Below are 26,484 nucleotides of genomic sequence, written 5' to 3' on the forward strand. Positions count from 1 at the left end.
GACGGGCGGTCGCATCCGGGCCGACCCGACCCTCCGCTCGACCGGGACACCATCAGCACATGAACGTTCGACGCCCGTCGGGGCTCCTCACCGGGCTGCCGCGCGCCCTCCGCACGTACCCGCGGCGCTCACCGCTGACGCTCGTCTACGTCGTCCTGCTGCTGCTCGGACACGCCTGGGTCGAGTACGGACTCTCCGGTCAGCAGGCCGACGACCTGCGCGGCTACATCAGCACCAACCTGGACAACCTGCACGACCACCCGGTCCGCGCCCTGATCGGCAGCGCCCTGCTGTACGACGGCACCCTCACCGACATCGCCTCCACCGGCTTCGGCGGCACCCTGATCACCCTCGGCCTCGGCATCGTCGTCGGCCTCGCCTGGGCGGAGCGCCGCTACGGCACACCGCGCGCCGCCGCGGTGTTCCTCGCCGGGCACGTCGGCGCCACCCTGATCACCGCCCTGGTGATCCTCCTCGCCCTGCACCAGGGCTGGTACCCGGCCGACGTGCGGGAGGCCTCCGACTACGGCATCAGCTACGGCGCCCAGGCCTCCCTCGCCTTCGCGGTCCTCGCCCTCCCCCGCTGGGTCCGCCTGCCCTGGGCCGCCTTCGTCCTCGCCTGGCCACTCGCCGGCGACCACGAATGGCCCGGCCCCATCCCCGAGTTCACCACCGTCGGCCACCTCCTCGCCGCCGCCCTCGGCTTCACCCTCGCCGCCACCACCGCCGCCCACCACCGCCGCACCACCGCCCTTGCCACCGCGAGCAGCGGCGGGTGAGAGCCGCCGGGGCCGCCCGTCAGTGCGGCGGGCGGCGGTCGGCGGCGAGGGTGGTCAGCAGGTGCTCGATCGCCGCCAGACGCTCCCGCAGCTCGTCGACGTCGCCCTTGGTGGCGCTCTGCCCGGCCGCCTTGAGGGTGACCAGGAGCTGGCCGTCCGGCTCCAGCCGGGCCCGGGCGACGTCGCTCAGGTTGTCGCCGTTCTGCAGCCGGACGGCGTGCTCCAGCTCGGACGGGCGCAGCGCCAGCTCGCGCAGCGCGCCGGGCACCAGCTTGCCGTCGCGGACGACCGTGGTGGGTTCGCCCTCCAGGACGCGGGCGGCGCGCGGGTCGCGGGCCAGCCAGCGGGTCACGAGGGAGTTCACCACCACCAGGGTGACCGCGCCGATCGCGCCTCCGACCAGGCTGTTGTCGTTGCCGATGATCGCGTTCTGCACCACGTTGGAGAGCAGGAACACGACCACCATGTCGAAGGTGTTCAGCCCCGCCAGCCCCCGCTTCCCGGCGAGCCGGAACAGCACCAGGATCAGTGCGTAGACGGCAACCGTCCGGAGGATCTTCTCCACGATCGGAATCTGGACGACCAGCAGGTCATGCCACACGGCCCCGCTCCTCCCACCACGACTTCCGGAACGGGGCCGACGCTACTCTCCGGTGCCGCTACGAGCGCCGCTTCGGCTTGCCCCGCCGGGCCGCCGCGGCCGGGCCGCCACCTCGGCCCTTCTGCGGACCGGGCTTCTGGCCACCCGCCTTCTGCCCGCCGGTCCTCTGCCCGGCCGCCTTCTGCCCGCCGGCCTTCTGCTGCTGGGGCTTGCGCGGCGCCGCCGCCTTCCCGGGCTGCTCCTTCGACGGAGCCTCGGCCGCCTGCCCGGCCCCGCGGCCGCGCGAGCTGTTCACCGTGCGCCCCCGGACGATCCCGATGAACTCCTCCACCAGGTCCGTGGTCCGCTCCTGCGGCCAGGACAGCGCCACCTGCGACTGCGGCCCCTCCGCGACCGGCCGGTAGGTGAGGTCCCGCCGATGGTGCAGCCGGGCCAGCGACTGCGGGACCAGCAGCACGCCGACGTTGGCCGCCACCAGCTCGACCGCGTCCGCCGTGGTGTCCGGGCGGGCGATCGCCGGGCGCCCGGGGAGGGTCTCCGCGGTGAAGCCGAGGGTGTCGTCCAGCGGGTGGAAGACCACCTCCTCGGCGAGGTCGCCGAGGGCGACCTCCTCGGCGGCGGCGAGCCAGTGGTCCTTGGGGAAGACCACCACGGTGGTCTCGGTGTACAGCGGGATCGCGCTGAGCACGTCCTTGTCGACCGGCAGCCTGACCAGTCCGGCGTCCACCTCGCCCTCGCGAACCGTCCGCTCGCCCTCGGTGGAGGGCACCGCGACCAGGTCGAGCGGGACGTCCGGGAGCCGCTCGATCCAGACCCGGGCCCATTTGCCGGGGGTCACGCCCGGGACGTACGCGAGCCGGAAGGACGGGTTCACCTGCATGTCTGTCACAGGGCAAGGCTACCGACCGTGACGGGAAGCGCTCGCGCACTCCCTTACCCTTGTCACCATGACATCGCTCAAGCAGAAGACCAGCCAGACCATGAAGCCGGCCACGGCGGCCAAGAAGCTGGGGATCTACCTCGCCGCTGCGCCGACCGACTTCCAGGAGGGCGTGGTCTCCCGCGAGGAGCTCAACGCGCTGCAGGCCGAGCCGCCGCAGTGGCTCCAGGAGCTGCGCAAGAACGGCCCGCACCCGCGCCCGGTGGTCGCCGCCAAGCTCGGCATCTCCATCTCGGGCCTGGCCCGCGGCGGCGTGACCGAGGCGCTCACCACCGCCGAGATCGACGCGATCAAGGCCGAGAACCCGCTGTGGCTCCAGCACGAGCGCGCCAACCAGGTCGACGTCCGCAAGGAGGAGGCCCGGATCAAGGCGAAGCACGAGAAGGAGGCCGCCGAGAAGGCCGCCAAGGAGTCCCGGGGCCACTGAGCCTCCCACGGCGTTCGGAGGAAGGGGCGGGCCTTTTTCGAGCCTGTACGGCGCCTGTTCCGAGCCGGTTCGGCGCCCGGGATCCCGAATTCCGGTTCGGCGGCGGTGCGTTCACATCGGGCGGAGGGAACTTCCCTCCCCCGTAGCGTATTGACCGCACCGCCGCCGACTCCGAATAATCGCCCAATGACCGACCAGCCGGGCGACAGCCCGACCGCGCCCACCGCTCAGGACGAACTCGCCGCCCTCGCCGAGGAGTTCTTCGCGGCCGAGAACGCCCACGACCCCTTCGGGGCGACCCTCGGCGGCATCGAGGGCTACGCCCACGAGGTACCCGACCCGTCCCGCGCGGCCGCGCTGCGCCACCGCGAGGTGCTCCGGGCCTTCCGTGCGCGCCTGGCGGCGATCCCACTGGACGGACTGGCCGGCGAGGACCGCCTCACCCACCGGGTGCTCGCCCGGCTGATCGAGAACAACAGCGGCTGGATCACCCACGGACTGGATGACTTCAGCGTCTCCGCGTCCATCGTCGCCCCGCACAACACGGTCTTCGCCACCTTCGCCATGACCGCCGTCGACCAGGAGGGCGCCGGCGCGTACCTGGAGCGGCTGGCCGGCCTGCCCGGCTACTTCGACGCCGTCCTGCAGCGCAGCCTGGACGCCGCCGCCGAGGGCCGGCTGCCGCTGCGCAGCGGAGTGGACGCCGCCGTCACCCAGCTGGACGGCTACCTGGCCGCCGACCCGACCGCCGACCAGCTGCTGCGCCCGCTCCGGGGCCGCCCGGAGTACGAGCGGGCCCGGGCGATCGTGCGCGAGGGCGTCCGGCCGGCGGTGGCCCGCTACCGCGCCGGGCTGGCCCAGCGGCTGGCGCCGACCGCCCGGCCGGACGCCGAGGCCGGGGTCTGCCACGTGCCGGGCGGCGCCGAGGGCTACGCGGACGCCGTCGGCCGCTTCACCCGGCCCGGGCTCGCCCCGGAGGAGGTGCACCGGATCGGCCTGGAGACGGTGGCGGCGCTGCGCGAGGACTTCGCCGAGCTGGGCGCCAAGGTGCTCGGCATCAGCGGCACCGACGCCGTACTGACCGCGCTGCGCGAGGACCGGTCGCTGCGCTTCGGCAGCGCGGCCGAGATCGTCGCGCTGGTGGACGGCGCCCTGGACCGCGCGCGGAGCGCCTCGGCCGACTGGTTCCGCCCGTACCCGATCGCCGACTGCGTGACCAGGGAGATCGATCCGCTGGAGGCGGAGACCGCGCCGCTGGCCTACTACCAGCCTCCGGGCCCGGGCGGACTGCCCGGCACCCACTGGATCAACACGCTGAACCCGGAGAGCCGGTTCACCTACGAGTACGAGGCGATCGCCTTCCACGAGAGCGTGCCGGGTCACCACTTCCAGCTCGCGGTCGCCCAGACCCTGCACCACCTGCCGCGGTTCCGGCAGCGGGCGACCGCCGCACTGACCGCGCACGTCGAGGGCTGGGGCCTGTACACCGAGCGGCTGGCGGACGAGATGGGCCTGTACGGCTCGGAGCTGTCCCGCTTCGGCATGCTCTCGATGGACGCGCTGCGGGCGGTACGCCTGGTGGTGGACACCGGGATGCACCACTACGGATGGTCCCGGGAGCGGGCGATGGCCTACATGCGGGAGAACACCGCGACCCAGGAGTCCAACGTCCGCAACGAGATCGACCGCTACATCGCCTGGCCGGGCCAGGCCACCGCCTACCTGATCGGCCGTCGGGAGATCGTCCGGCACCGCGAGCGGGCGCAGGCCGCGCTCGGCGGGCGCTTCGACGTCCGGGAGTTCCACCACGAGGTGATCGGGCACGGCAGCCTGCCGCTGGACGTGCTGGACGACCTGATCACGGACTGGATCGCGGCGCGGTAGACCCGGCGGCGGGCGGCGGTGCCGGTGGGGCCGGGCCCCACCGGCACCGGCGGGCTCAGAACCGGACGGTCTTCAGCACCGAGTCGACGCCCATGCCCGAGGTCAGGTACAGGGTGTGCCCGTCCTGGCCGAGGAAGGCGTCGGTGACGGACGGCAGACCGAAGTCGGTGACGGTCTCCCCGGGTTCGTACCGCGACTTCGCCGCGACGAGGTCACGCTACGGCACGGTCGCGAGCGCCGGGGGCGAATTGTTCGAACCCTGTCCGAACACGACCCCTTCACGGTTCGGGCAGATCGGGAACCGGCCGTCGAACGCCGCCGGGCGGGGCGGTGGCAGACCTGCCGGGGCGTCAACCTGAGCGTCAGCCGGGGTGTCAACAGTGCGGAAACGATTCCGCGCGCCCGCGACAGACCTCCCGCGCCGGACGTCGCGTCACCCGTTCGGCCCTGTCGACACGGTAGTGTCCGCTGACGCGGCCTCCGGCACCCTCGCCGGCGGCCCGCCCGTACCACCGCAACGACCTGGAGGAACTCCGTGCCGGCTCCCGCCCGAGGCGCCATCGCCATAGCCGCGGCCGTCCTGCTCGCCGCAGCCGCAGGCTGCTCGTCCGGCGGCGGCCACACCGCCAAGGACGGCTCGCACTCCAAGGACGGCGCCCACGGCTCCGCTCCGGCGGCCGCCGGCGACGCCGCCCAGCCCGCACCGGCCAAGATCGTGACCGGGCCCGGCCCGAAGAGCTCCTACGACGCCCAGCCGCAGCCCGCGGCGGGCAGCTGCCACTACCACTACACGGCGGACAAGCAGCCGCTGCCCGACCCCAACTGCACCCCGGGCGCGATCAGCCCGGCCGTCAACCAGGGCAACATCAACGACACCATCTGCAAGCCGGGCGGCTACACCTCGACCATCCGCCCGCCGGCGAACATCACCGGCAAGGAGAAGGCCGAGAACGCCAAGTCCTACGGCTACACGGGTCCGATGGGCGACGCCGAGTACGACCACCTGATCAGTCTGCAGCTCGGCGGCGACCCCAACGACCCGCGCAACCTGTGGATCCAGCCGCCCTCCCCCGGCCACGTGCCGGGCAAGGGGCCGAACAACCCCAAGGACTCGGTGGAGACCCACCTGCACACCGCGATCTGCAAGGGGCAGGTCACCCTGACCGCCGTCCAGCAGGCGATCGCCACCGACTGGACGACGGCCGAGGTGAAGCTCGGCATCAGCAAGGGCGCCACCGCCGCGCCCACCGCGGAGGCGGACGCCGACGGGGACTGACACTCCCCGCCGGCCTCCGGCGAATCGTTTCAGCTCGTGCCGCTCCCGGTCAGGCCCCGCTGCGCGCGGTCAGCCGTGGCCGCGTCCGGTCAGCCGTCGCTGCGCCCCAGCGTTTCGACCAGCTCGGCGATGGTGTCGAACGGCCGGTACTCCGCGAACTCCGCGCCCAGCGCGCGGGCCCGCTCGCGGAACCGGCCCTCGGCCAGCACCTGCTCGACCGCCCGGCCGACCGCCTCCGGCGCCGGGCGGCCGGTGCGCAGGTCCAGCCCCACGCCGGCCCACTGCACCCGGGCCGCCACCTCCGGCTTGTCCTCGCTCGCCCCGGCCACCACCAGCGGCACCCCGTACCGCAGCGCGGTCTGCACCCCGCCGTAACCGCCGTTGCTCACCAGCACGTCGGCGTACGGCAGCAGCCGGTCGAACGGCACGTACCCGGCGGCGCGGACGTTGCCCGGCAGGCTGCCGCCGAGCAACTCGGCCAGCGCCCGCGGCCCGTCCGGACGGGCGGTGGTGGCCACCACCAGCACGTCCCGGTCGGCCAGGGCGCTGACCGTCGGCGCCACCAGCTCGCCGAGGTCGTCATTGGCCAGCGTCCCCTGGGTCACCACCACGACCGGCCGTCCGCCGTCCGTGACCTCGTCCCACCAGTCGGGCAGCGGCCGGTCCTCGCCGACGTTCCCCGGCAGCGCGCCGATCAGCCGGTACGAGGCGGGCGCGTCGCTGCGCGGGTACTCGAAGCCCGGCACGGTCAGCTGCAGGAACACGTCCGGCACCGCCACCTGGACCCGCCCGCGCGGCCCCTCCGGCAGCCGGACACCCAGCTCCGCGAACACCTTCTCCGCGTACCGCTGCAACGGCTCGCCGCGCCGGTCCGCCTCCTCGCGCAGCTCCCGCATCCGGGCCCGGCCCTCCTCGCCGGGCAGTGGCGGCACGCCCGGCCCGAACGGCGCGGTGTCCACGCTCGGCAGCATCGACGGGCTGATCCCGACCCCGATCAGTGCCGGGCGCTCCGCCCGCGGCCGGCTCAGGGCCAGCGGCAGCGCGCCCTGGACGAAGGCGTCGGCGATCACCACGTCGGCCCCGAACTCCTCCAACAGCCCGAGCAGGGCCCGGTGCTGGTACGGGATCGGGTCGAGGAAGACGTGCTGCACGTCGAAGGCGATCCGCGACGGACCGGGCGGCAGGTCCGCCCGACCCGGGAAGGACGCGTCGAGGTCGCGGTCGTCCCAGTCCGCCTCGGCGGGCAGTGCGGCGAAGCGCACCCCCGCCCGCTCGGCGGCGACCGCGAAGCGCGAACCGCCGAGGAAGACCACCTCGTGGCCGCGCGCGGCGAGGTCGGCGGAGATCGCCAGCAGCGGGCTGGCGTGGCCGTGCGCGGGCAGGGCGGTGGTGATGATCCTGGACAGCGGAACCTCCTGTGTTCGGGCCCGGTGCGTTCTGCTCGTTGCTGGAACTCACCGTAGGCAGAAGCGGTGGACGACCGATGAACAGCTCATCTGCCCAGTACCGCACCGCCGTTCAGACCGATCACCTGCCCGGTGAGGTAGCCGGCCGCCGGGGAGGCGACGTAGGCCACCGCCTCGGCCACGTCAGCGGGGGTGCCGGCCCGGCCGACCAGGGTGTCGGCGACCTTCCGGGCATGGAACTCCTCGTTCCAGTCGGCCCCGAAGATCTCGGTGTCCACCACGTAGCCGGGCGCCAGCACGTTCACCGTGATCCCGTCCGGCCCCAACTGCCGCGCCAGGCCGAACGCCCAGCCGTGCAGGGCCGCCTTCGCGGCCGCGTACGAACCCGCCGAGTGCGGCCCGGCACCACCGCGCTGGGCGGCCGCCGAGCTGATCACCACCAGCCGGCCGCCGGGGCGGCGCAGCGCGCCCTGGAGCGCGGTGGTCAGCAGCACGGCGGTGAGCAGGTTGGTGTCCAGGTCCCGCCGCCAGGAGGCGGCCAGCGCGGCCAGGCCGGCGTCCTCGGGCGGGGTGATGATGGCACCCGCATTGTTCACCAGCACGTCCACCGGCCCGAGTTCACCGACCCGGGCGGCCACCTGCTCGACCACCGCCGGATCGGTCAGGTCCCCGGCCACCGGCACGACCGCGCCCGGTCCGGCATCCCGCTCGATCCGTGCCCGGGCCTCCTCCAACACCGCCGCCCGACGCCCGAGGACCGCCACCCGGTACCCGTCCCCGGCCAGCCGCGCGGCGATCGCCCGCCCGATCCCGGTACCCCCGCCGGACACCACCGCGAGCCGCTCCCTCGTCACCGCTCGGCCCCGCCCTCGTAGTAGGTGCGCATCAGCTCGGTCGACCACGCGGGCTGGCGGACCTCACCGCGCGGCCCGAACTCGGCCAGGTACGGCTTGATGTCGAGCACCGGCGTGCCCGCCACCGCGTCCAGCCCGGTGACGTGCAGGTCCAGCCCGTCCACCCGCACCAGCGCGCAGCGCGAGACGCCGATCCGGTTGGGGCGGTTCTTGCCGCGCTGGGCGAAGATGCCCACCAGCGGCCAGTCGGTGTTGCCGCGCGGATGCCGGGCGCCGCTCTCGACCTTCCCCTCCGGGACGCGGTCGAAGTGGTACACCACCTCCAGGTGCGAGAACTCCGCCAGCCCGTACAGCGCCTCCTCGGTGAACCGGGTGCCGTCCACCCGGATGACCGCCGCGACGCTCCCCCAGCCGTCGTCGCGCACCTCCTCGCGCCCCCCGACCACCCGGGCCACCGGACGCACCGTCACTTCGCCCATGCCGTTTCCCCCTTCGACGTCGAACCGTTCACTCGGTACGGTAGCGATCCGAACGCGCGGACGATCAAGGGGGGCGGCGAGGCGGTGACGGACAGGGAGATCCAGGGCCTGGGCACGGAGCACGGCGACACGGTCGGCGCCGCGGTGTTCGGTGTCCTGACGGTCGCGCTAGACGTCCTCCTGTTGACCCGGATCTGGCGCTGGGCGGGCGAGCAGACCGCCTCCGAGCACCGGGCGGCGGCGAAGCAGACCGGCATCCTGATCGGAGCCGGCCTCTTCGCCGCCCTGCTCGGCGTCGCGATCGCCGGCCAGTGGTCCACGCCGCACCGGCGCCGGCGCTGCGCGATGCTCAGCGCGCTGGGCTCACACCTGCTGCTGCCGCTGGGACTGCTCCTCGTGCTTGCGAGCCGCTGAGGCTGCCCGCGGTGGCGCCGCTCAGGCCGCCAACTGCTCAGCGATCCACCCCAGTTCGGCCGCCCGCAGGACCCGGCCGCCGAACCCCGGCAGGGGCACGTGCAGCGGCTCCGTCCAGCGCCGCGGGACGGCCGCCAGTCCGTACCGGGCGCCGGCCAGGCCGCCGGTGACGGCGGCGACGGTGTCGGTGTCTCCGCCGAGATCGACGGCGGCGCACAGGGCCTGCTCGAAGCCGTCGGTGGTGCGCAGGGCCCAGACGGCCGAGCCGAGGCAGGGCCAGACGGCACCGTTGGCCTCGGTGGCACGGCCGGGGTGCCAGTCGGGGGCGAGGACGACGGCGTAGCGCTCGCGGTGGTCGGGGTGTACGGCGGCCAGGACAGCAGGGAGTTCGGCGAGCGGGTCGGCGCCGTCGAGCGCGAGGCGGACGAGTTCGTGGAAGATCGCCGTGCCCTCCCAGGCGGCCCGGTCGCCGTGGGTGAGCGCGGCGATCCGGCGGGCGGCGTCCATGGTCGCCCGCCGTCCAGCGTGGGCGAAGGCGACGGCGGAGGTCGCGGCGCGCATCAGCGAGCCGTTTCCGGCGGCGTGCAGGGTGCCGTTGAAGTGGATGGCCGCGGCGAGATCCCAGGGGTGGCCGCTGGTGAGGACGGACTCGGTCTGGATCCCGATGTCCTTGGGGTCGGCGGCGGCCCAGCGGCGGAACCGGCCGAAGATGTCCGGGAGGTCCAGCTCCCCCCGCTCGATGAGGGATTCGGCGACCAGGACGGCCATCTGGGTGTCGTCGGTGGCCTCACCGATCTCCCAGCCGCCACCGGCGACCAACTCGACGTTCCCCGCGGGGAAGCGGGCCGAGAGGCCGCCGGCCGGGCCGAACTCGTAGGGGGCACCGAGGGCGTCGCCCACGGCGGCCCCGAGCACGGCACCGGCCGCGCGGCCGGCCCGGCCGGTCTGGGCGGCCGGGTCCGTCACGCCTGGCCCGGGGTGATGGGCAGGCCGCGCTTGTGCTCGGTGCGGCGGTAGTGACCGACGACGGTGTCGAAGACCTGCTCGCCGACCTCGCGGCCCTCCAGGAAGTCGTCGAGGGCGTCGTACTCGACGCCGAGCGCGTCCTCGTCCGGCTTGCCGGGGGCGAGGTTCTCCAGGTCCGCGGTGGGGACCTTGCCGACCAGCTCCTCGGGAGCCCCCAGGTGCGCGGCCACCGCACGGACCTGACGCTTCGTCAGACCGGAGAGCGGCATCACGTCGGCCGCGCCGTCGCCGAACTTGGTGAAGAAGCCGACGGCCGCCTCGGCGGCGTGGTCGGTGCCGACGACCAGGCCCCCGGCGGCGCCCGCCGCCGCGTACTGGACGACCATCCGCTGGCGGGCCTTGACGTTGCCGCGCACGAAGTCCTCGTGGGCGTGGTCGCGGAAGGTGACGCCGGCCGTCAGCAGGGCGTCGAAGGCGGCGTCGGTGGCGGGCTTGATGTCGACGGTGAGCACCTCGTCGGCGCGGATGAAGTCGAGCGCGCGCTGGGCGTCCGCCTCGTCCGCCTGGACGCCGTACGGCAGCCGCATCGCCGTGAAGGCCGCCCCGTATCCCTCGGCGCGCAGCCGCTCGACGGCGAGCTGGCAGAGCCGCCCGGTGGTGGTGGAGTCCACCCCGCCGCTGATGCCCAGCACCAGGGTGCGCACGCCGGAGGCCCGCAGCTGGTCGGCGAGGAAGGCCACCCGGCGCTCGGCCTCCTTCGCGGGGTCGGTGACGGGCACCACCCCGAGGGCCAGTGCGATCTCGCGCTGGACGTCCGCGGGCAGGGTCTCGGTCATGGTCGGCTCCTTCAAGTCGGTACCACGACATCATCCACCCGGGCCGCGGCCGGGCCGTCGGCGGGCCCGGCCCCGGGGCCGGGCCCGCAGGCCTCAGGCCGCCGTGCCCGGGTCCGGCTCCGCCTCCGCCTCCGGGGCGGCGTGCGGCTCCACGTCCGGAGCGGCGCCCGGCTCCGCCTCCGGGGCGGCGCCCGGCTCCGCCTCCGGGGCGGCGCCCGGACCCCCGCCCGGACCCCCGCCCGGACCGACGTGCGGCTCCGCGCCCAGGGTCCGGCCCGCCTCCGGTGCCGGGTGCCCGAGGATGTCGAGCACGACGCGCCCGTCCACGGTCTCCTGGGCGACCAGCAGCGCCGCCAACTCGTCCAGGTGGTGCCGGTGTTCGTGCAGCAGTCCGACGGACCGGCGCTCGGCGCCGCGCAGCAGGGCGGCCACCGCCTCGTCCACCGCGCGCTGGGTCTGCTCGGAGTAGGGGCGGCGCAGCAGGTCGTCGGGGTGGTCGCCGAGGTACTGCGGGGAGCCGCTGGAGTAGCCGACCGGTCCGAGGTCCGGGGAGAGCCCGAACTCGCGGACCATCCGGGTGGCGACCGAGGTGGCGTTGGCGAGGTCGTTGGCGGCGCCGGTCGAGCCCTCGCCGAAGACGACCAGTTCGGCAGCCCGTCCGCCGAGCTGGACGGTGAGCAGGTCGGTCAGGTAGCTCTCGCTGTAAAGGTGCCGTTCGGCCTCGGGGAGTTGCTCGGTGGCGCCGAGGGCGACCCCGGCCGGGAGGATGGTCACCTTGGCGACCGGGTCGGCGTGCTCGCACAGCGCGGCCATCAGGGCGTGCCCGGACTCGTGCACGGCGACGGCGTGCCGCTCCTCGGGCAGCAGCGCGTTGGAGGACTCCCGGCGCCCGAGCAGCACCCGGTCGCGAGCCTCGTCGAGGTCGGCGGCGGTGATGGTGGCGCGTTCGGCGCGCACGGCGTTGATGGCGGCCTCGTTGACCAGGTTGGCGAGGTCGGCGCCGGAGAAGCCGGGGGTGCCGCGGGCGATCCGGTCCAGGTCGGCGTCGGGGGCGATGGTCTTGCCGCGGGTGTGGACGGCGAGGATGGCCGCCCGTTCGGCCTGGTTGGGCAGCGGCACGGTGACCTGCCGGTCGAAGCGCCCGGGGCGCAGCAGCGCCGGGTCGAGGGCGTCCGGCCGGTTGGTGGCGGCGATGACGACGATGCCGGTGCTCTGGTCGAAGCCGTCCATCTCGGAGAGCAGCTGGTTGAGGGTTTGCTCGCGCTCGTCGTTGCCGCCGATGCGGGTCCCGCCCGCGCGGCGGCCGCCGACGGCGTCGATCTCGTCGATGAAGATGATCGACGGGGCTCGTTTGCGGGCCTCCTCGAAGAGGTCGCGGACCCGGGAGGCGCCGACGCCGACGAACATCTCGACGAAGCCGGAGCCGGTCACGGAGAGGAACGGCACCGAGGCCTCGCCGGCGACGGCCCGGGCGAGCAGCGTCTTGCCGGTGCCCGGCGGCCCGACCATGATCACCCCGCGCGGCCCCTTCGCCCCGGCGGCGGCGTAGCGCTCGGGGCTGCGCAGGAAGTCGACCACCTCGCTGACCTCCTGCTTCACCCCCTCGTACCCGGCCACGTCGGCGAACCCGGTGGCGGGCCGCTCGGCTTCGATGATCTTCGCCCGGGAGCGGCCGATCGCGCTCAGCCCGCCGCCGAGCGAGCGGGCGGCCATCCTTCCGGACCAGAGGAACAGTCCGCCGAAGATCAGTAGCGGCAGGAACAGCAGCAGGGTGGACCAGATCGAGCTGCCGCCGCCGCTCCGGGTGCCGGTGACGTTCACGTGCTGGTCGGAGAGCGCACGGCTGAGCTGGGAGGTGTCCAGGGCGGTCGGGATCTGGCTGGTGAAGTGGGTGCCGTCCTTGAGCGTGCCGGTGACGCCGCCGGTGTCGGTGACGTCCACGGTCTGCACCTGGCCGGTGTCGACCCGGTTCAGGAAGTCGGTGTAGCCGTAGCGGGGGCCGGTCGGGGGGGACTTGGAGAACAGGACCAGGAGGAGCAGGGTCACCAGCACCGCGACGGGCAGCAGCCAGCGGCGCAGCGGGGACGGAGACGGGGGCGGCTTGGGCGGGGTGCCGCCGGGGCCGGGGCCTCCGCCGGGGCCGGGGGGCGGCCAGCCTCCGGGGGCGCGGCCGGGACCGGAGCCGGGCGGGGTCGCGGGGTGGCGGAGGGCACGCAGACGCGTTCGTACGATCATCCACGATCACCGCCTCTCGCTTGCACTGCCCGGGGCCTGCTCCGGGCCTTCCTCTCCATGGTCGACCCCTCCGGTCCCGGACGGGAGTCGAGCAGGTCCCGGCTGGACGCGAACGGCCCCGGGACCCGAGCCTCACCGTGCCTCCCGCCGCATCCTGTGGCTACCCGAGAGCGGGGAACCACCCCCCGCGCGGGGTGCCCGCCGACGGGCGCCGCACGGTTCGGCGGGGCCACTCCGGCGCCCGCGTCGCCGCGCCCGCGAGCAGCACGCGCACCGCCGTCACCGCCGTCAGTATGACCGCGCCGGCGCGGTCCCGCCGCTCCGCGCGTCCCACCCGGCTCGGACTGGTCCCCCTACTCCCTCACCGCGACCGGCATCCTCATCGGTGCCGCCCTTCTGGTGCTGCTCGCGAGCGCTCGCCGCGACCCTCATCGACCCGCGCCGGAACGGGAACTGAGCCCCCGTCGACCGGCGTGAGCCCGGGCCCGACCGGGGACTACAGTCCTCCTATGAGCGATGCTGACCAGCTGCCGATTCCGGCGTCCCCCGAGCCACGGGTGGAACCCCGCGCCGGGGACGCCGACCGCGAGGCAGTGGCGGACCGACTGCGGAGCGCGGCGGGCGAAGGCCGGATCGACCTCGGGGAACTGGAGGAACGACTCGACCGCGCCTACGCGGCCAAAACCTACGGCGAACTCGACACCCTGGTGGCGGACCTGGGCGGCCGACCGGCCGACGGGGCGGACTCCGCCGACGACGTCCTCGTTCTCAAGCCCAAGCTGGCAAACATCCGGCAGAGCGGGCGGTGGACGGTACCGTCCCGGATCGTCGCCGAGTGCCGGATGATGCACATCGAGATCGACTTCACCGAAGCCGTCTGCCCGCACCGCGAGGTCACCGTCGAGGCGACGTGCGGTGCGGGTCACATCCGGCTGGTCGTCCCGGCCGGGTGGGGCGTACGGGTGGACGGGTCGAGCACCAACACCGGCCACATCGTCAACAAGGCGACCGAGGCCCCCGAGCCCGGGGCCCCGACCGTGACCGTCGTCGGCCATCCCCGGTCGGGGCTGATCAAGATCAAGCAGCGCCGCCACTGATCGCACGGGCCCCGACGCGGTGCGCGAGCCCCCACGCGGCAGCCGGGGCCCCGCGCACCGAACGGGCGTCGGCGCGCCCGGTGGGCGTCACGAGAAGTCGAGCGACCCCGTCCGGGTCCGCTTGAGCTCGAAGAACTTCGGGTAACCGGCCAGCAGCCGGACTCCCTCGAAGACCCGCAGCGCGTCCTCGCCGCGCGGGATCGCGCTCAGCACCGGGCCGAAGAAGGCGACGCCGTCCACGTGGATGGTCGGGGTGCCGACCTCCTCGCCGACCGGGTCCATGCCCTCGTGGTGGCTCTTGCGCAGCGCGATGTCGTACGCCGTGCTACCGGCCGCCTCGGCCAGCTCCTCGGGCAGTCCGGCCGCCACCAGTGCCTCGCGGATGACGGTGTCGTCGGCCTCCCGGTCCTGGTCGTGCAGGCGGGTGCCGAGCTCGGTGTACAGGTCGCGCAGCACGTGCTCGCCGTGCTGCTCGGCGGCGGCGATGCAGACCCGGACGGGGCCCCAGCCGGTGGTCATCAGTCGCTGGTACCGCTCCGGCAGGTCGGTGCGGCCCTCGTTGAGGACGGACAGGCTCATCACCCGGAAGTTGAGGTCCAGCTCGCGCTGCTTCTCGACCTCCAGGATCCACCGGGAGGTGATCCAGGCGAAGGGGCAGACGGGGTCGAAGTAGAAGTCGACCTTGGTGGCGTTCTCGTTCGCGTGCGTGTTCACGTCGATGATCATAGGTTGCGATTGGACCAGTCCCCAGGGCCAATCGCAGACCCTTGCCCTGGGCCACTTCTCAGCTGCAGGTGGTCCCGTCGGCCGGTACCGTACCGTCCAGCAGGTAGGCGTCCACGGTCTTCTTCAGGCACGGGTTGCCGGTGTTGTAGCCGCCGTGGCCCTCGCCGTTCAGGGTGACGGTGACGCCGACCCCCGCGCCCAGCTGCTGCGCCATCGCGCGGGCGCCCTCGAGCGGGGTGGCCGGGTCCCCCGTGGTACCGACCACCAGGATCGGGGCGGCGCCCGCGGCGGAGACGTCCGGGTGGTCGGACTTGCCGGGGACGGGCCAGCCGGTGCAGGCGGTCAGGCCCCAGGCGGTGAAGGTGCCGAACACCGGGGAGGCGTTGCGGAACTGCGGCAGCTGCTGTTCGACGTCCTGGTCGGAGTAGCGCTGCCGGGAGTCCACGCAGCTGATCGCCCGGTTGGCCGCGTTCAGGTTGTTGTAGTGCCCCTGCGGGTCGCGGCCGAGCAGCGAGTCGGCCAGCTGGAGCAGGGTGTCCCCGGTGCCCTGCTGCATGGCCTCGGTGAGCCCGGAGGCCAGGGCGGCCCAGGTCTGCTGGCTGTACAGGCCGGCCGCGATGCCGGTGATGGCCAGGCCCTCGGTGAGCTTGCGGCCGCTGCTGGTGGGCAGCGGCGACTGCGACAGCTTCTGCAACAGGCCGGTGATCTTCGCCGTGCCCTCGGCTCCGCCGGGGCCGGTGGGGCAGCTGGGGTCCTGGGTGGCGCAGGCCTTCATGAAGTCGTTGAGGGCGAGCTGGAAGCCCTGGGCCTGACCGAGCGCGCTCTGCTGCGGGTCCTTGGTCGGGTCGACCACCGAGTCCAGGACCAGCCGGCCGACCTCCTGGGGGAACAGGTGCGCGTAGACCCCGCCGAGTTCGGTGCCGTAGCTGATGCCGAAGTAGAAGAGCTTCCGGTCGCCGACCACCTGACGCATCAGGTCGAGGTCCCGGGCGGCGCTCTCGGTGTCCACGTACGGCAGCACCGGGCCGGAGTTGTGTTCGCAGGCGGTGGTGAACTGCGCGTTGCTGGCGTCCAGGGCCATGACCTCGCCCGGGCTGTCCGGGGTGCTGTCGACGGCCGCGTTGGCGTCCATCGCCGGGTCGTCCAGGCACTTCACCCCGGCGCTGTTGCCGACCCCGCGCGGGTCGAAACTCACCAGGTCGTAGCGGGTGTTGAGGGAGGCGTACGCCGGGGCCAGGGCGGGCAGGGTGGCCACGCCGGAGGCGCCGGGGCCGCCGAAGTTGAAGAACAGCGAGCCGATCCGGTGCTGCTCGTCCTTGGCCCTGCTGCGGATCAGGGCGAGGTCGATGGTCCTGCCGCCCGGCTTGGCGTAGTCCAGCGGGGCCTTGAGGGTGGCGCACTGCCAGTCGCTCGCGGGCGCGGTACCGCCGCCCTGCGCGGTACTCGGGGCCGGGCACGGGCGCCAGTCCAGCCGCTGGGTGGCCAGGCCGGAGAGGCTCGGGCCGGTGGCCGGGGAGGTCGGCGCCGGGTCGGCGACGGAGCGGTCGGCGCCCTGGCATCCGGAGACGGGGGCGAGCAGCAGCGCGGTCAGGCCGAGCGCGCCGGCGCCGCGGACGACGGTGTGCATGGGGCAGGTCCACCTCTCGGGTTGGCCGGGCGGGGTCGGTCCGCCGCTCCGGCCCGGCGGGTCGGTCTCCCCGGTCCGGCGGGTCGGGGCTGCTGGACGGGTGTCCCGGACGGGGTTTCGGGACGGGGTCTCCGGACGGGGCTTCCGGACGGGGGTTCTGGACGCACCGGCGCGCGGTGAGACGGCGTGCGCCCCGGCGCTCGGCACCGTCGGCGCACCACAGACCCTAGGGGCCACGGGGCGGCGACGCCCGTCGGAATCCCCGGACGGGCGGATCGCGCCGAACCGACTGTCACCGGCCGACCGGGTGAGGGTTCAACCGGCCCACCGGGTGGCAGCCTTACCGCCGGCCGACGGCCGCGGGCGCCCGCCCAGCGCGGACCGGTCGCGTCGCGTCGTGTCGCGTCGCGTCGTGTCGTGTCGCGTCGCGTCGCGTCGCGTCGCGTCGTTTCGCGGAACGGACCTGGAGTCGAGCGGACCCGGAGTGGATGTGAACCCGCAGGACACCTTGAGCACCGACGATCCCGGCGTCGTCAGCGTGGACGTCTTCATCACCACCAGCCGGCAGGAGGTGCTGCTGCAACTGCGCGACGATCAGCCGGACATCCGGTGGCCCGCCCACTGGGTCGTCCCCGGCGGGCACCGCGAGCCCGGCGAGACCCCCCACCAGGCCGCCGTACGCGAACTGCTCGAGGAGACCGGGCTGCACGTGCCCGGCCTGCGCCCCTTCCACCCGGTGCCGGCCGAGACCGGCCTCCGCGGTCCCCGGCGGCGCGCCTTCCACGCCCGGGTCGACGTCGACCCGGCCGAGCTGGTCCTCGGCGAGGGCCAGGAGCTGCGGCTCGTCCCGTTCGCCGAGGCGCAGCGGATGAAACCGCCACCCGCGCTCAAGGGCTACCTGCGCCAGCTGGAAGCCCGGCTGACCGCCGGGCGGACCCCGGAGTGGGCCGTGGCCGACGACATCCACCGCCATATCTCGGCCCATCGGGCCGGGCTCGGCCTGTCGCTGCTGCACCTCCAGGTGGTGAAGATCCAGGAGGAGGCGGGGGAGGTCGCCGAGGCCCTGCTCGGCGTGCTCGGCGCCAATCCGCGCAAGGGCGTCAGCCCCACCGTGGCGGACCTGCAGGGCGAGCTGTGCGACGTGATCACCGCCGCGATGGTCGCGCTGCGCGCCACCACCGCCGACCCGGGCACCGTCCTCGCCGAACACCTGGCGCGCTGGCAACCGTCGCGGCTCGATCCGGAGGGGTAGCCGCCGGTTCAAGGCTCTTCCGTCGCGCTGGACCCACCGCGGTTGCCCTGGCCGATCGGCACCCCTGGTGGGGGAAATCCGGAGGTCGGAACCTCCCGATCGGCACATGTGCGGGGAATGCGCGGCGGGCGAGGATGACGGTCATCGGGGCCCCGCCGGTGGGGCCCGGGAAGGAGCCCTGCCATGACCGCCCTCCTCGTCTCTCCCCTCGTCTCTCCCGTCCTCTCGCCCCGGCTCACCTCAGGGCAGTTCCAGCCCCGGGCGGCCGCGCACAACGTACGCCGGCAACCGCAGCTCGCCCAGCACCGCCCGGGGCAGCCTCAGCCCGAACCGCCGCCCGACCACACCGAGGGTCCGCTGCCACGCGCTCGGGTACGGCACGGCCCCGGGGGCGCAGCGGGTGACGCCGTCGGCCTCCAGGACGTTCGCAGCGACCAGTTCCGGGACGAGCAGGTCGGGCTCCTGCCCCCAGCGCCAGCGCTCCTCTCCCAGGCCGAACCCGCACAGCACGGCGCCGTCCCGGGCGTAGTCGAGCAGGGCCGGCGGCTGGTCCGGCATCGGCCGGAAGTGGACGACCTCGACGCCGCCGCGCGCTATCTCGGTGAGCAGTTCGCCGCCGGTCGAGTCCCCGTACTCGATAGCGAAGGACCACCCGTCCGTCTCACCGACCCGGATCACGCCGTCGCCGTCGTCACCGGGGCGGTAGACCTCGATGTCCAGGCCCCAGATCTCGGTCCCGCTGATCGGCCCGGTGGCGGCAGCCGGATCGGCGCCCATGCGGCGGGCGAGTTCCTCGGGCGGGATTCCACGCGCAAAGATCACGCCGTCCACTTCCCCGCCCGCGTCGGCCAGCCACTGGATGCCCTCACCGTCCTGATCCTCGGCCTCGCGCGAACCGTCACCGATGACGCCGATCATGACGCCCCTCCCCTCGCGCCGGCCCTGCGGTGGCCAGACGCAGCCGGTCCGCACCCTAACGGAGATCACCGACACCCCTCGCCGAACCCGGTCAGCCGCGCCCCGCCCACCAACGCCGTCGCAAAGTCTGAGAGTTGACTCTCACGTATTATGAGAGAACACTCTCATAATATGGAACACGGGAATCGCCTGGGCGACATCGAGATCACCGATCCGAAGGCCATGCGAGCGTTGGCGCATCCGGTGCGGCTGGCGATCCTCGAACGGCTGCAACGGCACGGGCCGGCGACGGCGACGCAGTTGTCACCGGACGTCGGAGCCACCCCGTCCGTGACCAGCTGGCACCTACGACACCTGGCGGGCTTCGGGCTGGTCCAGGACGCCGAGGCGGCGGCGGACCGGCGGGAGCGGCGATGGGAGGCCGTGGCGCGCGGCTTCCGCTTCGGGATGCCGGCGGACGAAGCGGGCCAGTCGGCCGCCCGGATGCTGTCCCGAGAGATGTTCGCCCGCTCCGCCGATCTGCCGCACCGGTGGGTGACCGAGACAGAGCCCGAACTCGATCCAATGTGGCGCAAGCCCGCAGGGCTGGCAAACACCCGCGTGGTGGTGTCCCCCGACGAACTCGCCGCCATCGAGGACGCGATCCAAGGCGTCCTCGCGCCCTATGTGACGCGCGACCCGGCGCAGCGGCCGAGCGGAAGCCGTGGTGTCCGGCTGCTCCGCTACGTCCTGCCGGAGGCCGACGAGGAGCGGGCGGGTGAGTCGGCGTGAACTCCTTGGCGGACACTGCCGCTCCGGTGTCCCTGTGGCAGGACGGACGCTTCGTCCGCTTCTGGGCCGGGCAATCGGTCTCCCAGTTCGGTGACCGGATCTCGGAGCTGGCGTTACCCCTGATCGCCGTGGTGTCGCTGGATGCCTCGGCTGGGCAGGTCGCGTGGCTGACGGCGCTCGCTTGGGCTCCGAATCTCCTCGCCATCGTGCTCGGAGCCTGGGTGGACCACCGGCCCCACAAGCGCCGCCTGATGGTCGCGGCTGATCTGGTCCGCGCGTGCGTGCTACTCACCCTGCCCGCGGCCTGCCTGTGGGGCACGGTGACGCTTCCCCACCTGTACGCGGTGGCACTGCTGACCGGCGCGGCAGCGGTGCTCTTCAACTGAAGTTCCACCCTGGGGCTGGACACCTGGAGACTGGGACATGTGAGCCCAGAGGAAGCAGTTTCAGGTGGGAAGCAACGGCAACATGAGTAAGCGGTACACGGCGGAGTTCAAGAGGGACGCGGTCGCGCTCGTCCGGTCTTCTCCGCACCGGAACGTCACCGAGATCGCCCGGGAGCTGGGGGTCAGCCCGGAGGGGCTGCGGGGCTGGGTCAAGCAGGACCGCACCGACCGGGGCGAGGGCCGGCCTGGTGACCTGACCAGCCCCGAGCGCGAGGAGCTCGCCCGACTTCGTCGGCAGAACCTCGAGCAGCAGAAGACGATCGAGATCCTGCGCAAGGCGGCCGCCTATTTCGCGGCCGAGACGAATCGGTGATCCGCTTCCGTTTCGTTGAAGACCACCACGGCGCCTTCGGCGTCAAGCGGATCTGCCGGGCGCTGGGGATCGCCCGTTCCTCCTTCTACGCCTGGCGGGCCGGCGAGAAGGACCGTCGCGCCCGCGAACGGGCCGAAGACCTCCTCGCCGCGGAGATCGCGGTGATCCACCTCGCCTCCCGGGGCGCCTACGGCGTCCCGCGCGTCCACGCGGAACTTCGCCGCCAGGGCCGGGCGGTGAACCGGAAGAAGGTGGAACGGATCATGCGCGAGCGCGGGATCACGGGCGTCACCCGCCGCCGGCGCCGCGGTCTGACCCGCCAGGCCCGCAAGCCGGTGTTCGCCCCGGACCTTGTCGGGCGCGACTTCACCGCGCCCCGCCCGGGGATGCGGCTCGTCGGCGACATGACCTTCCTGCCGACCGAGGAGGGCTGGCTCTACCTGGCCACCTGCATCGACCTGGCCACCCGCGAGGTGGTCGGCTACGCGATGGCCGACCACCACCGCGCCGAACTGCCGGTGGCCGCGCTGCGGATGGCCGCCGGCCGAGGCGGTCTGGAGCGCGGCTGCGTCTTCCACACGGACCGCGGCAGCGAATATACGTCGAGTGAATTCCGCACCGAGATAAGCAAGTTAAACATGAGGCAGTCGATGGGAAGGGTCGGCTCCTGTTACGATAACGCCGCTGCCGAGAGCTTCTTCGCCGTACTGAAGGCGGAGATCGGCACCCGGGTCTGGCCCGACCGCGCCACCGCCCGGGCGGAGGTCTTCTCTTTCATCGAGACCTTCTACAACCGCAGGCGCCTACGCAAACACCCCGAGTGGGGCTACCTCACGCCACTCGAGACCCGCCAGCGGCACCGGCAAGGTCACACCCTCGCAGCGTAGACGGAGAGTGTCCAACCACAGGGTGGAACTTCAAACACCGCCTACCCGCCCTTCTTCGCCCACCTCGTACCGCGCTCCTCCTACGTCGACGCCAACAGCAAACTCAGCGCCAGCCGGTCCGCCTCCTTCGTCGCGGGCCCTGCCGTGGGCGGTGCCCTCGTCCAGGCCCTGACCGCACCGGTCGCCGTGGTCGCCGACGCACTGTCCTTCCTGGCCTCGGCCGCCCTGCTCGGGCCGGTCCGGGGCGACGAACCAACCGTCCCCGCCGCAGGAGCGGCAGAGCCCTCACTGCTGCGGCGGGCCAGGGAGGGGCTGGTCTTCGTCCTCCACCACCCGGTGCTGCGGGCGAGCCTCGGCTGCGCGACGACCGTCAACTTCTTCACCTTCATGGCGGGTTCCGGCCTGACCGTCCTGTTCGCCGAACGGGAACTCGGTCTCTCTGCGGGGACCATCGGGCTGGCCTTCGGTATCGGATCCACCGGAGCCCTCGCGGGCGCGATGATCGCCCCGAGGATCTCGCAACGCATCGGCGTGGGACGCAGCATCGCGGCGGGCGCCGTACTGTTCCCGGCCCCCATCGCCATCGCCGCCAGTGCGAGCGGTCCTACCTGGTCCCGCGTGGGGGCCCTGGGGCTTGCCGAGTTCCTCTCCGGAATCGGCGTGATGCTGTTCGACATCAACCTCAACTCCCTGCAAGCCGCCGTCATACCGGACGGCATGCGCAGCCGGGTGGCCGGCGCCTACAGCACGGTCAACTACGGCACTCGCCCCATCGGCGCCCTCGCCGGAGGCCTGCTCGCCACTCTCCTGGGACTCACGCCCACCCTGATCACAGCCGCCCTCGGAGGAACCCTGTCCCTCCTCTGGCTACTCCCCTCCCCGATCCCCCGCATCCACTCCCTCACCCTCACCCCAACCCCCAACACCCCCGAGCCAGCCACCCGCCCCACACCCCAATAGCCCCGGCCGCCTCAGCCGACCCGCGCCCGATCACACCCACGCCATCGCCGTCCGGCGCGTCAGCAGGAGGTGCAGCACACCAGCCACCACAATCCCGCCAGCTCCACACCCGCCAGACCAGCCACCACGAATCCGCGCCACGGCCCCAACCGACCAACGCCCCGACAACGCCCACCGCCGCAACCAGCGACACCCCACCCATGACCCAACCCGCCCCACACGTCACGCGCTTTCGCACATCACCACGAATCCGCGCCTCGGCCCCCGCCACCCGGCACCCCGACCACACCCGGTACGGGGCACACCCGCGCACGGGAAGTCGGCCGGTCGAACCTGCAGGCGAAGTCGGTTGGGGTGGTTGTGGGACAGTAAGCGTCCGCCGATTTGGGTGAACAACGCACCCAGCGCGTCCTCTCCATACCGCCGAAGAAGAACGGCCTGCTCCGCGTCGCCTTCCCCCGCGCAAACCGCTGCCCCTGCCCGATCCGCGCCCAGTGCACCACCGGTGTCTCCCTCTCGGCCGGGTCCTGGAGATCCATCCCGAACCGATCCATATCGCCCGGACACGGGTGCAGGCCGAACAGGATACCCCCGAGTGGCGCGAGGCCTACCAGGCCCGTGCCGGCATCGAGGGCACCGTCTCCCAAGCGGTCCGAGGCCCCGGCCTGCGACGATCCCGCTACCAGGGCCTCGCCACAACCCACCTCCAGAACGTCCTCATCGGCTGGCCATCAACCACCGCCCAGACAGATCGCCGTCCCACCCGCATCCACGCACTCTGCACCCAACACGACATCGCAACGGCAGCCTGAGCCTGACCTGGAGCAACTACTTCGCCAGCAGAGTCGCCGGATCCGACTTCCCGCGCACGGCCCAACCCCCCGGCCGGTCAAGCGCCTTCGCGCGCCACCGCCACCCGCCGCATCAGCAGGACACACACCCACAACAGCCACCCCCGACGCCCGACACATCCGACGACACCCGCCGTAATACACGCCAACGCGGGAAGTCGGACCCGCCGACTTCCCGCGCACAGCCCAACCACCCCCGCACATCAGGCCCTTTGCGCGCCACCACGAAGGCGCCCGCCCCCGACGGCCCCCAGTTGGCCAGCACTGCCATCACCCCCGGCCTTACGACACACCAACGCGTGAACTCGAGCCCACCGACCTCCCGTCCAGCCCACCCCCAGGGCCAGGCCATTTCGCCCGCCTCACCACGAGGACAAACGGCGCAACAGCCACCACGATCACCACCGCCGGTTCCACACCCGCCGAACCAGCCACCACACATCCGCAGTACAGCCCGCCGCGTACACGCCAGCGCAGGAAGTCGGGCTGGCCGACTTCCTGCGCACAGCCCCCGTCGGTCATGGCGCGTTCGCGCGCCGCTGCCGTCCGCCGCATCAGCAGGGCGTACACCGCTGCCGCCACCACGATCCCCGGGCGTGTAAGCGATCTCGTGTAAGTGCCTCGTAGTTATCGGATGCTGAGCCGGTCCTCGAAGAAGAGCGAGAACTGGTTCAGCGCCTCCTTCCAGTGTGCGGCGACGTGGTTGATGTCGCGGGCCCTGGGACTGATCTGCTCCCGGACGGCGAGGTAGAGCACCTTCAACGCGGCCTGTTCCGAGGGGAAATGACCCCGGTTGCGAGTGGCCTTCCGCAGTCGGGAGTTCATCGACTCGACCATGTTCGTGGAGTACACGACCTTCCTTATCGCGGCTGGGAACGCGAGGTAGGGCGTGAACTCGCCCCAGGCCGCCCTCCAGGTGCGGACCACGGCCGGATAGCGTTCGCCCAGCTCAGAAGCGGCCAGCTCGTCCAGGGCCCGCTCGGCCGCCTGCTCGGTCGGTGCGCCGTAGATCGCCCGCAGCGCCGGCACCAGGGCGCAGTGGTCCCTGCCCGAGGACAGCCGCAGCGAGGCGCGAATCAGGTGGATCACACAGGTCTGCACCGTCGCCCGCGGCCAGGTGGCCGTCACCGCGTCCGGTAGCCCCTTCAGGCCGTCGCAGCAGACGATGCACACGTCCTCGACACCTCGGTTGCGCAGTTCGGTCAGCACCGTCATCCAGGCGGTGGCGCCCTCGCCCTCGGCGCCGATCCACAGGCCCAGGACGTCCTTGCGGCCGTCCATGTCCACCCCGACCGCCACGTAGACGGGCTTCGAACTCACCGATCCGGAGCGGATTTTCACCCACAGGGCGTCGATGTAGATGATCGGCCAAACAGCGTCCAGCGGCCGGTTCTGCCAGGCGGCCAGCTCGTCCGTCACGGCATCGGTGACTTTGCTGATCAGGTCGGCGCTGACGTCGACACCGTAGATCCGGGCGAGGTGGGAGCGGATGTCGCGCACCGACATCCCGCGCGCGTACAGCGACAGGATCCGCTCGTTGAAGCCGGCCAGACGCCGCGCGTTCTTCGGGATCAGCCGGGGCTCGAACTCGCCGTTGCGATCTCTGGGCACCGCGACCGTCACCGCCCCGACATCGGTCAGCACGGTCTTCGGCGACGTCCCGTTGCGGCTGTTGCCCCAGCCACGGCCAGCCGGATCATGCTTCTCGTAGCCCAGGTGCTCGGTCATCTCCGCGTCCAGGGCCCGCTCCAGCACCGCCCGGGTGACCTGGGTCAGCAGCCCGCCCTCGCCCAGCAGGGCCGCACCCGAGGCGTCGGCACGGTCCATCAACCGCTCGACGACCTCGTCCACCAACCGCTCATCGACCGGCTCGACGACCGGCCCTTCCTTCTCGCCCATGTCCTGTCCGTTCCGGCCGGCCCGAGCCCTCAGCCGGGCCCAGACCAGCCTCCCAGATCACGGACTTGCACGAACTTTCTCACGCACCCGTCCGCCGCATCAGCAGGGCGTACACCGCTGCCGCCACCACGATCCCCACCGGTAGGGCCAGGTCCACGCCGGTCAGGGCGGCTACCGGGCCGGTGTAGAGGGTGTCGACGCAGAGGGCGGAGGTGACTACGCCTGCGGCCAGGGCGAGGGCGCCGGCCGGGTTGATGCCAGAGCGGTACCAGAAAGGGCTGCTGCCCGGGGTTTCGTCGGTGAGGGCCCGGCCGTCGTAGTGGTTGCGGCGGAGCAGGATGTCGGTGGCGTAGATGGCGGTGCTGGGGCCGAGGAGGACGACGGTCAGCTGGAGCACGTTGCTGACGGTGTCGAGGAAGTTGGAGACCAGCAGGGCGTAGAGGGTCAGCGCGACGGCGACCGTGCCGTCCACGAGGACGCTGAGCGTGCGGCGGATGCGGATGCCGACGGCCTGCAGGGCGAGGCCCGCGCTGTAGGCGGTGAGGGCGTTGACGGCGATGGTTCCGATGACCAGGGAGAGCAGGAACACCGGGTTGAACCAGCCGGGCAGGATCTTCTGGAGCGCGGCCTGCGGGTCGGCCATGTCGACGGCGCTGGCCCCGAGCACGCCGAGGCCACCGACCACGACGCTGGGCAGGAACCCGCCGAGGGCGGTCCATCCGAGGACGGCGCGCGGGGAGGTGGTGGCCGGCAGGTAGCGGGAGAAGTCGGCGCTGGTGGTGTACGAGAGCGGACCGGAGGCGATCAGAGTGATGCCCGCCAGGACGGCTGCCCACAGCCCGCCGCCGGTGAGCGGCTCGGGCTGGCTCCAGCCGAAGTCGGCGTGCCGCAGGATCGCGTACCCGACGACGGCGAAGGCGGCGGCGAGGGCCAGGGTGATCGGGAGGTAGAGCCGCACGATCATGGCGTGTCCGTAGACGCTGATGGTGAGGGTGACCACCACGATCGCGATGACGATCACGATCTTGATCGGGGTGTTCGGCGTGATCCCGACCTGCTCGGCGAGGGAGAACGCCGCCACGGCCGCCGCCGCGAGGTTCAGCGCGAAGTAGCAGACGGAGATCATCCACCCGGTGACGGCGTTGTTCACCCGGTTGCCCCGGACGCCGTACATGGCGCGGGTGATCACCTCGCTGGGCGCCCCGGCGGCCGGGCCGGATACGGCGAGCAGCCCGGTGCTCAGCCAGAACAGGTTGCCGGCCACGACCACCGCGAAGGCCTGCCAGAGGCTGAGCCCGGTCAGGACGAGGGCGCCGCCGACGACGAGGTTCAGGTAGTTGACGTTGGCCGCTGCCCAGACCGAGAAGAGTTCGCGGGCGCGGCCTCGCCGTTCGCCCTCCGGGATGTGGTCGATGCCGTGGACCTCGACCCGGCCGCTCCGATCCTGCTCCGACGGGGAAACCGAGGACGGCGAGGACGGCGAGGACGGCGAGGACGGCGAGGACGGCGAGAACGGCGGGGCCTGCTGGGCCTGCTGGGCCGGTGGTCCGGCGGGGGAGTCGGACTGGGGATGGTCCGGGAGTGTGGACGCCATTGGGGGCCCTCCGTGGGGGTGTCGTGCCCACCTGCTTGCTTATTGG

25 protein-coding genes and 1 pseudogene are annotated in these 26,484 nt (G+C 72.9%); 13 read left to right on the forward strand and 13 right to left on the reverse strand.

Going from position 1 to position 26,484, the window contains the following annotated elements:
* Nucleotides 1–59: 59 nt before the first annotated feature.
* Nucleotides 60–779 (forward strand): rhomboid-like protein, encoded by a 720-nt coding sequence (locus tag BOQ63_RS10330; RefSeq protein ID WP_050366390.1) that lies wholly within the window; start codon nt 60–62, stop codon nt 777–779.
* A 19-nt stretch (nt 780–798) separates the two neighbouring features.
* Here the strand turns inward: BOQ63_RS10330 and BOQ63_RS10335 are convergent, their stop codons facing one another.
* Nucleotides 799–1,380, reverse strand: a complete 582-nt coding sequence (locus BOQ63_RS10335) for a DUF421 domain-containing protein (protein WP_030283320.1) — start codon at nt 1,378–1,380, stop codon at nt 799–801.
* 58 nt (nt 1,381–1,438) lie between these two features.
* Nucleotides 1,439–2,269 carry a LysR family substrate-binding domain-containing protein gene (locus BOQ63_RS10340; RefSeq protein ID WP_072654116.1) on the reverse strand — a complete coding sequence of 277 codons (831 nt, stop codon included), beginning with the start codon at nt 2,267–2,269 and terminating at the stop codon, nt 1,439–1,441.
* Between the two features lie 58 nt (nt 2,270–2,327).
* On the opposite strand from BOQ63_RS10340, the gene BOQ63_RS10345 reads away from it, so the two are divergent.
* The 3 genes from BOQ63_RS10345 to BOQ63_RS10355 all read left to right on the forward strand — a co-directional run bounded on the left by BOQ63_RS10345 (nt 2,328) and on the right by BOQ63_RS10355 (nt 5,907).
* Entirely contained in the window at nt 2,328–2,747 is a 420-nt protein-coding gene (locus BOQ63_RS10345; protein WP_030283316.1) for a DUF5997 family protein, read from the forward strand.
* 186 nt (nt 2,748–2,933) lie between these two features.
* On the forward strand, nt 2,934–4,631 hold the full coding sequence (locus BOQ63_RS10350) for a DUF885 domain-containing protein (protein WP_046386084.1): 1,698 nt from the start codon (nt 2,934–2,936) through the stop codon (nt 4,629–4,631).
* A 535-nt stretch (nt 4,632–5,166) separates the two neighbouring features.
* A complete protein-coding gene (locus BOQ63_RS10355) occupies nt 5,167–5,907 on the forward strand; it encodes a hypothetical protein (protein WP_030553553.1) in 741 nt (246 codons plus the stop codon).
* An 89-nt stretch (nt 5,908–5,996) separates the two neighbouring features.
* Here the strand turns inward: BOQ63_RS10355 and BOQ63_RS10360 are convergent, their stop codons facing one another.
* From BOQ63_RS10360 to BOQ63_RS10370, 3 genes are all read right to left on the reverse strand, one after another.
* Entirely contained in the window at nt 5,997–7,220 is a 1,224-nt protein-coding gene (locus BOQ63_RS10360) for a glycosyltransferase (RefSeq protein WP_079183544.1), read from the reverse strand.
* A 179-nt stretch (nt 7,221–7,399) separates the two neighbouring features.
* Nucleotides 7,400–8,167 (reverse strand): SDR family NAD(P)-dependent oxidoreductase, encoded by a 768-nt coding sequence (locus BOQ63_RS10365; protein ID WP_030283302.1) that lies wholly within the window; start codon nt 8,165–8,167, stop codon nt 7,400–7,402.
* Nucleotides 8,164–8,646, reverse strand: coding sequence for an SAM-dependent methyltransferase (locus BOQ63_RS10370; protein WP_030283300.1), 483 nt, complete (start codon nt 8,644–8,646; stop codon nt 8,164–8,166). Before BOQ63_RS10370 ends, BOQ63_RS10365 begins: the two co-directional genes overlap by 4 nt.
* 84 nt (nt 8,647–8,730) lie before the next feature.
* Here BOQ63_RS10370 and BOQ63_RS10375 point away from each other — a divergent pair, with 84 nt between their 5' ends.
* Nucleotides 8,731–9,060: a hypothetical protein gene (locus tag BOQ63_RS10375; RefSeq protein WP_072654120.1), complete on the forward strand. Its 330-nt coding sequence runs from the start codon at nt 8,731–8,733 to the stop codon at nt 9,058–9,060.
* Nucleotides 9,061–9,081: 21 nt separating this feature from the next.
* Here the strand turns inward: BOQ63_RS10375 and BOQ63_RS10380 are convergent, their stop codons facing one another.
* The 3 genes from BOQ63_RS10380 to ftsH form a co-directional block, all read right to left on the reverse strand.
* Nucleotides 9,082–10,026 (reverse strand): ADP-ribosylglycohydrolase family protein, encoded by a 945-nt coding sequence (locus BOQ63_RS10380; RefSeq protein ID WP_072654121.1) that lies wholly within the window; start codon nt 10,024–10,026, stop codon nt 9,082–9,084.
* Complete coding sequence (nadE, locus tag BOQ63_RS10385) at nt 10,023–10,862, reverse strand: NAD(+) synthase (RefSeq protein WP_150475797.1); 840 nt, start codon at nt 10,860–10,862, stop codon at nt 10,023–10,025. The genes BOQ63_RS10380 and nadE overlap by 4 nt, the downstream gene beginning before the upstream one ends.
* Before the next feature lie 93 nt (nt 10,863–10,955).
* A complete protein-coding gene (gene ftsH, locus BOQ63_RS10390) occupies nt 10,956–13,097 on the reverse strand; it encodes an ATP-dependent zinc metalloprotease FtsH (protein WP_150475798.1) in 2,142 nt (713 codons plus the stop codon).
* 509 nt (nt 13,098–13,606) lie between these two features.
* On the opposite strand from ftsH, the gene BOQ63_RS10395 reads away from it, so the two are divergent.
* A complete protein-coding gene (locus BOQ63_RS10395) occupies nt 13,607–14,194 on the forward strand; it encodes a DUF1707 SHOCT-like domain-containing protein (protein WP_072654123.1) in 588 nt (195 codons plus the stop codon).
* Nucleotides 14,195–14,281: 87 nt separating this feature from the next.
* On the opposite strand, the gene BOQ63_RS10400 is transcribed toward BOQ63_RS10395, so the two are convergent.
* The gene (locus BOQ63_RS10400; protein WP_072654124.1) at nt 14,282–14,920 is read right to left on the reverse strand and encodes a mycothiol-dependent nitroreductase Rv2466c family protein; all 639 of its coding nucleotides are present in this window, start codon (nt 14,918–14,920) and stop codon (nt 14,282–14,284) included.
* Nucleotides 14,921–14,978: 58 nt separating this feature from the next.
* On the reverse strand, nt 14,979–16,547 hold the full coding sequence (locus BOQ63_RS10405; protein WP_072654125.1) for an alpha/beta hydrolase: 1,569 nt from the start codon (nt 16,545–16,547) through the stop codon (nt 14,979–14,981).
* Nucleotides 16,548–17,055: 508 nt separating this feature from the next.
* Between BOQ63_RS10405 and BOQ63_RS10410 the strand changes: the two genes are divergently transcribed.
* Nucleotides 17,056–17,799, forward strand: coding sequence for an NUDIX domain-containing protein (locus tag BOQ63_RS10410; RefSeq protein WP_223885891.1), 744 nt, complete (start codon nt 17,056–17,058; stop codon nt 17,797–17,799).
* Between the two features lie 240 nt (nt 17,800–18,039).
* Here BOQ63_RS10410 and BOQ63_RS10415 read toward each other — a convergent pair whose 3' ends face one another.
* Entirely contained in the window at nt 18,040–18,717 is a 678-nt protein-coding gene (locus BOQ63_RS10415; protein WP_046386810.1) for a DUF6461 domain-containing protein, read from the reverse strand.
* Nucleotides 18,718–18,888: 171 nt separating this feature from the next.
* Here BOQ63_RS10415 and BOQ63_RS10420 point away from each other — a divergent pair, with 171 nt between their 5' ends.
* From BOQ63_RS10420 to BOQ63_RS10445, 6 genes and pseudogenes are all read left to right on the forward strand, one after another.
* Complete coding sequence (locus BOQ63_RS10420) at nt 18,889–19,488, forward strand: ArsR/SmtB family transcription factor (RefSeq protein WP_030283280.1); 600 nt, start codon at nt 18,889–18,891, stop codon at nt 19,486–19,488.
* Between the two features lie 26 nt (nt 19,489–19,514).
* Entirely contained in the window at nt 19,515–19,874 is a 360-nt protein-coding gene (locus BOQ63_RS10425) for an MFS transporter (RefSeq protein ID WP_223885892.1), read from the forward strand.
* An 82-nt stretch (nt 19,875–19,956) separates the two neighbouring features.
* Nucleotides 19,957–20,247 (forward strand): transposase, encoded by a 291-nt coding sequence (locus BOQ63_RS10430; RefSeq protein ID WP_072653749.1) that lies wholly within the window; start codon nt 19,957–19,959, stop codon nt 20,245–20,247.
* The gene (locus BOQ63_RS10435; protein ID WP_150475799.1) at nt 20,244–21,134 is read left to right on the forward strand and encodes an IS3 family transposase; all 891 of its coding nucleotides are present in this window, start codon (nt 20,244–20,246) and stop codon (nt 21,132–21,134) included. Before BOQ63_RS10430 ends, BOQ63_RS10435 begins: the two co-directional genes overlap by 4 nt.
* A gap of 36 nt (nt 21,135–21,170) precedes the next feature.
* A pseudogene (locus BOQ63_RS10440) lies at nt 21,171–22,094 on the forward strand (MFS transporter); the annotation flags it as partial.
* Between the two features lie 494 nt (nt 22,095–22,588).
* A complete protein-coding gene (locus BOQ63_RS10445; RefSeq protein WP_157846587.1) occupies nt 22,589–22,906 on the forward strand; it encodes a transposase in 318 nt (105 codons plus the stop codon).
* Nucleotides 22,907–23,572: 666 nt separating this feature from the next.
* Here BOQ63_RS10445 and BOQ63_RS10450 read toward each other — a convergent pair.
* Together BOQ63_RS10450 and BOQ63_RS10455 are read right to left on the reverse strand one after the other, a co-directional pair.
* Entirely contained in the window at nt 23,573–24,844 is a 1,272-nt protein-coding gene (locus BOQ63_RS10450; RefSeq protein ID WP_072654127.1) for an IS256 family transposase, read from the reverse strand.
* 79 nt (nt 24,845–24,923) lie between these two features.
* On the reverse strand, nt 24,924–26,438 hold the full coding sequence (locus BOQ63_RS10455) for a purine-cytosine permease family protein (protein ID WP_150475800.1): 1,515 nt from the start codon (nt 26,436–26,438) through the stop codon (nt 24,924–24,926).
* Nucleotides 26,439–26,484: the final 46 nt, after the last annotated feature.

This window comes from Streptomyces viridifaciens, from assembly GCF_001888885.2.
GTDB classification, from domain to species: Bacteria; Actinomycetota; Actinomycetes; order Streptomycetales; family Streptomycetaceae; genus Kitasatospora; species Kitasatospora aureofaciens.

What these genes read in the sequence shown, in the direction of transcription:
- BOQ63_RS10345 (WP_030283316.1), top strand. Translation starts at nt 2,328, where the DNA reads ATGACATCGCTCAAGCAGAAGACCAGCCAGACCATGAAGCCGGCCACG.
- BOQ63_RS10415 (WP_046386810.1), bottom strand. Translation starts at nt 18,717, where the DNA reads ATGATCGGCGTCATCGGTGACGGTTCGCGCGAGGCCGAGGATCAGGAC.
- BOQ63_RS10420 (WP_030283280.1), top strand. Translation starts at nt 18,889, where the DNA reads ATGGAACACGGGAATCGCCTGGGCGACATCGAGATCACCGATCCGAAG.
- BOQ63_RS10370 (WP_030283300.1), bottom strand. Translation starts at nt 8,646, where the DNA reads ATGGGCGAAGTGACGGTGCGTCCGGTGGCCCGGGTGGTCGGGGGGCGC.
- BOQ63_RS10395 (WP_072654123.1), top strand. Translation starts at nt 13,607, where the DNA reads ATGAGCGATGCTGACCAGCTGCCGATTCCGGCGTCCCCCGAGCCACGG.
- BOQ63_RS10455 (WP_150475800.1), bottom strand. Translation starts at nt 26,438, where the DNA reads ATGGCGTCCACACTCCCGGACCATCCCCAGTCCGACTCCCCCGCCGGA.
- BOQ63_RS10430 (WP_072653749.1), top strand. Translation starts at nt 19,957, where the DNA reads ATGAGTAAGCGGTACACGGCGGAGTTCAAGAGGGACGCGGTCGCGCTC.
- BOQ63_RS10405 (WP_072654125.1), bottom strand. Translation starts at nt 16,547, where the DNA reads ATGCACACCGTCGTCCGCGGCGCCGGCGCGCTCGGCCTGACCGCGCTG.
- BOQ63_RS10330 (WP_050366390.1), top strand. Translation starts at nt 60, where the DNA reads ATGAACGTTCGACGCCCGTCGGGGCTCCTCACCGGGCTGCCGCGCGCC.
- BOQ63_RS10400 (WP_072654124.1), bottom strand. Translation starts at nt 14,920, where the DNA reads ATGATCATCGACGTGAACACGCACGCGAACGAGAACGCCACCAAGGTC.
- ftsH (WP_150475798.1), bottom strand. Translation starts at nt 13,097, where the DNA reads ATGATCGTACGAACGCGTCTGCGTGCCCTCCGCCACCCCGCGACCCCG.
- BOQ63_RS10350 (WP_046386084.1), top strand. Translation starts at nt 2,934, where the DNA reads ATGACCGACCAGCCGGGCGACAGCCCGACCGCGCCCACCGCTCAGGAC.
- nadE (WP_150475797.1), bottom strand. Translation starts at nt 10,862, where the DNA reads ATGACCGAGACCCTGCCCGCGGACGTCCAGCGCGAGATCGCACTGGCC.
- BOQ63_RS10450 (WP_072654127.1), bottom strand. Translation starts at nt 24,844, where the DNA reads ATGGGCGAGAAGGAAGGGCCGGTCGTCGAGCCGGTCGATGAGCGGTTG.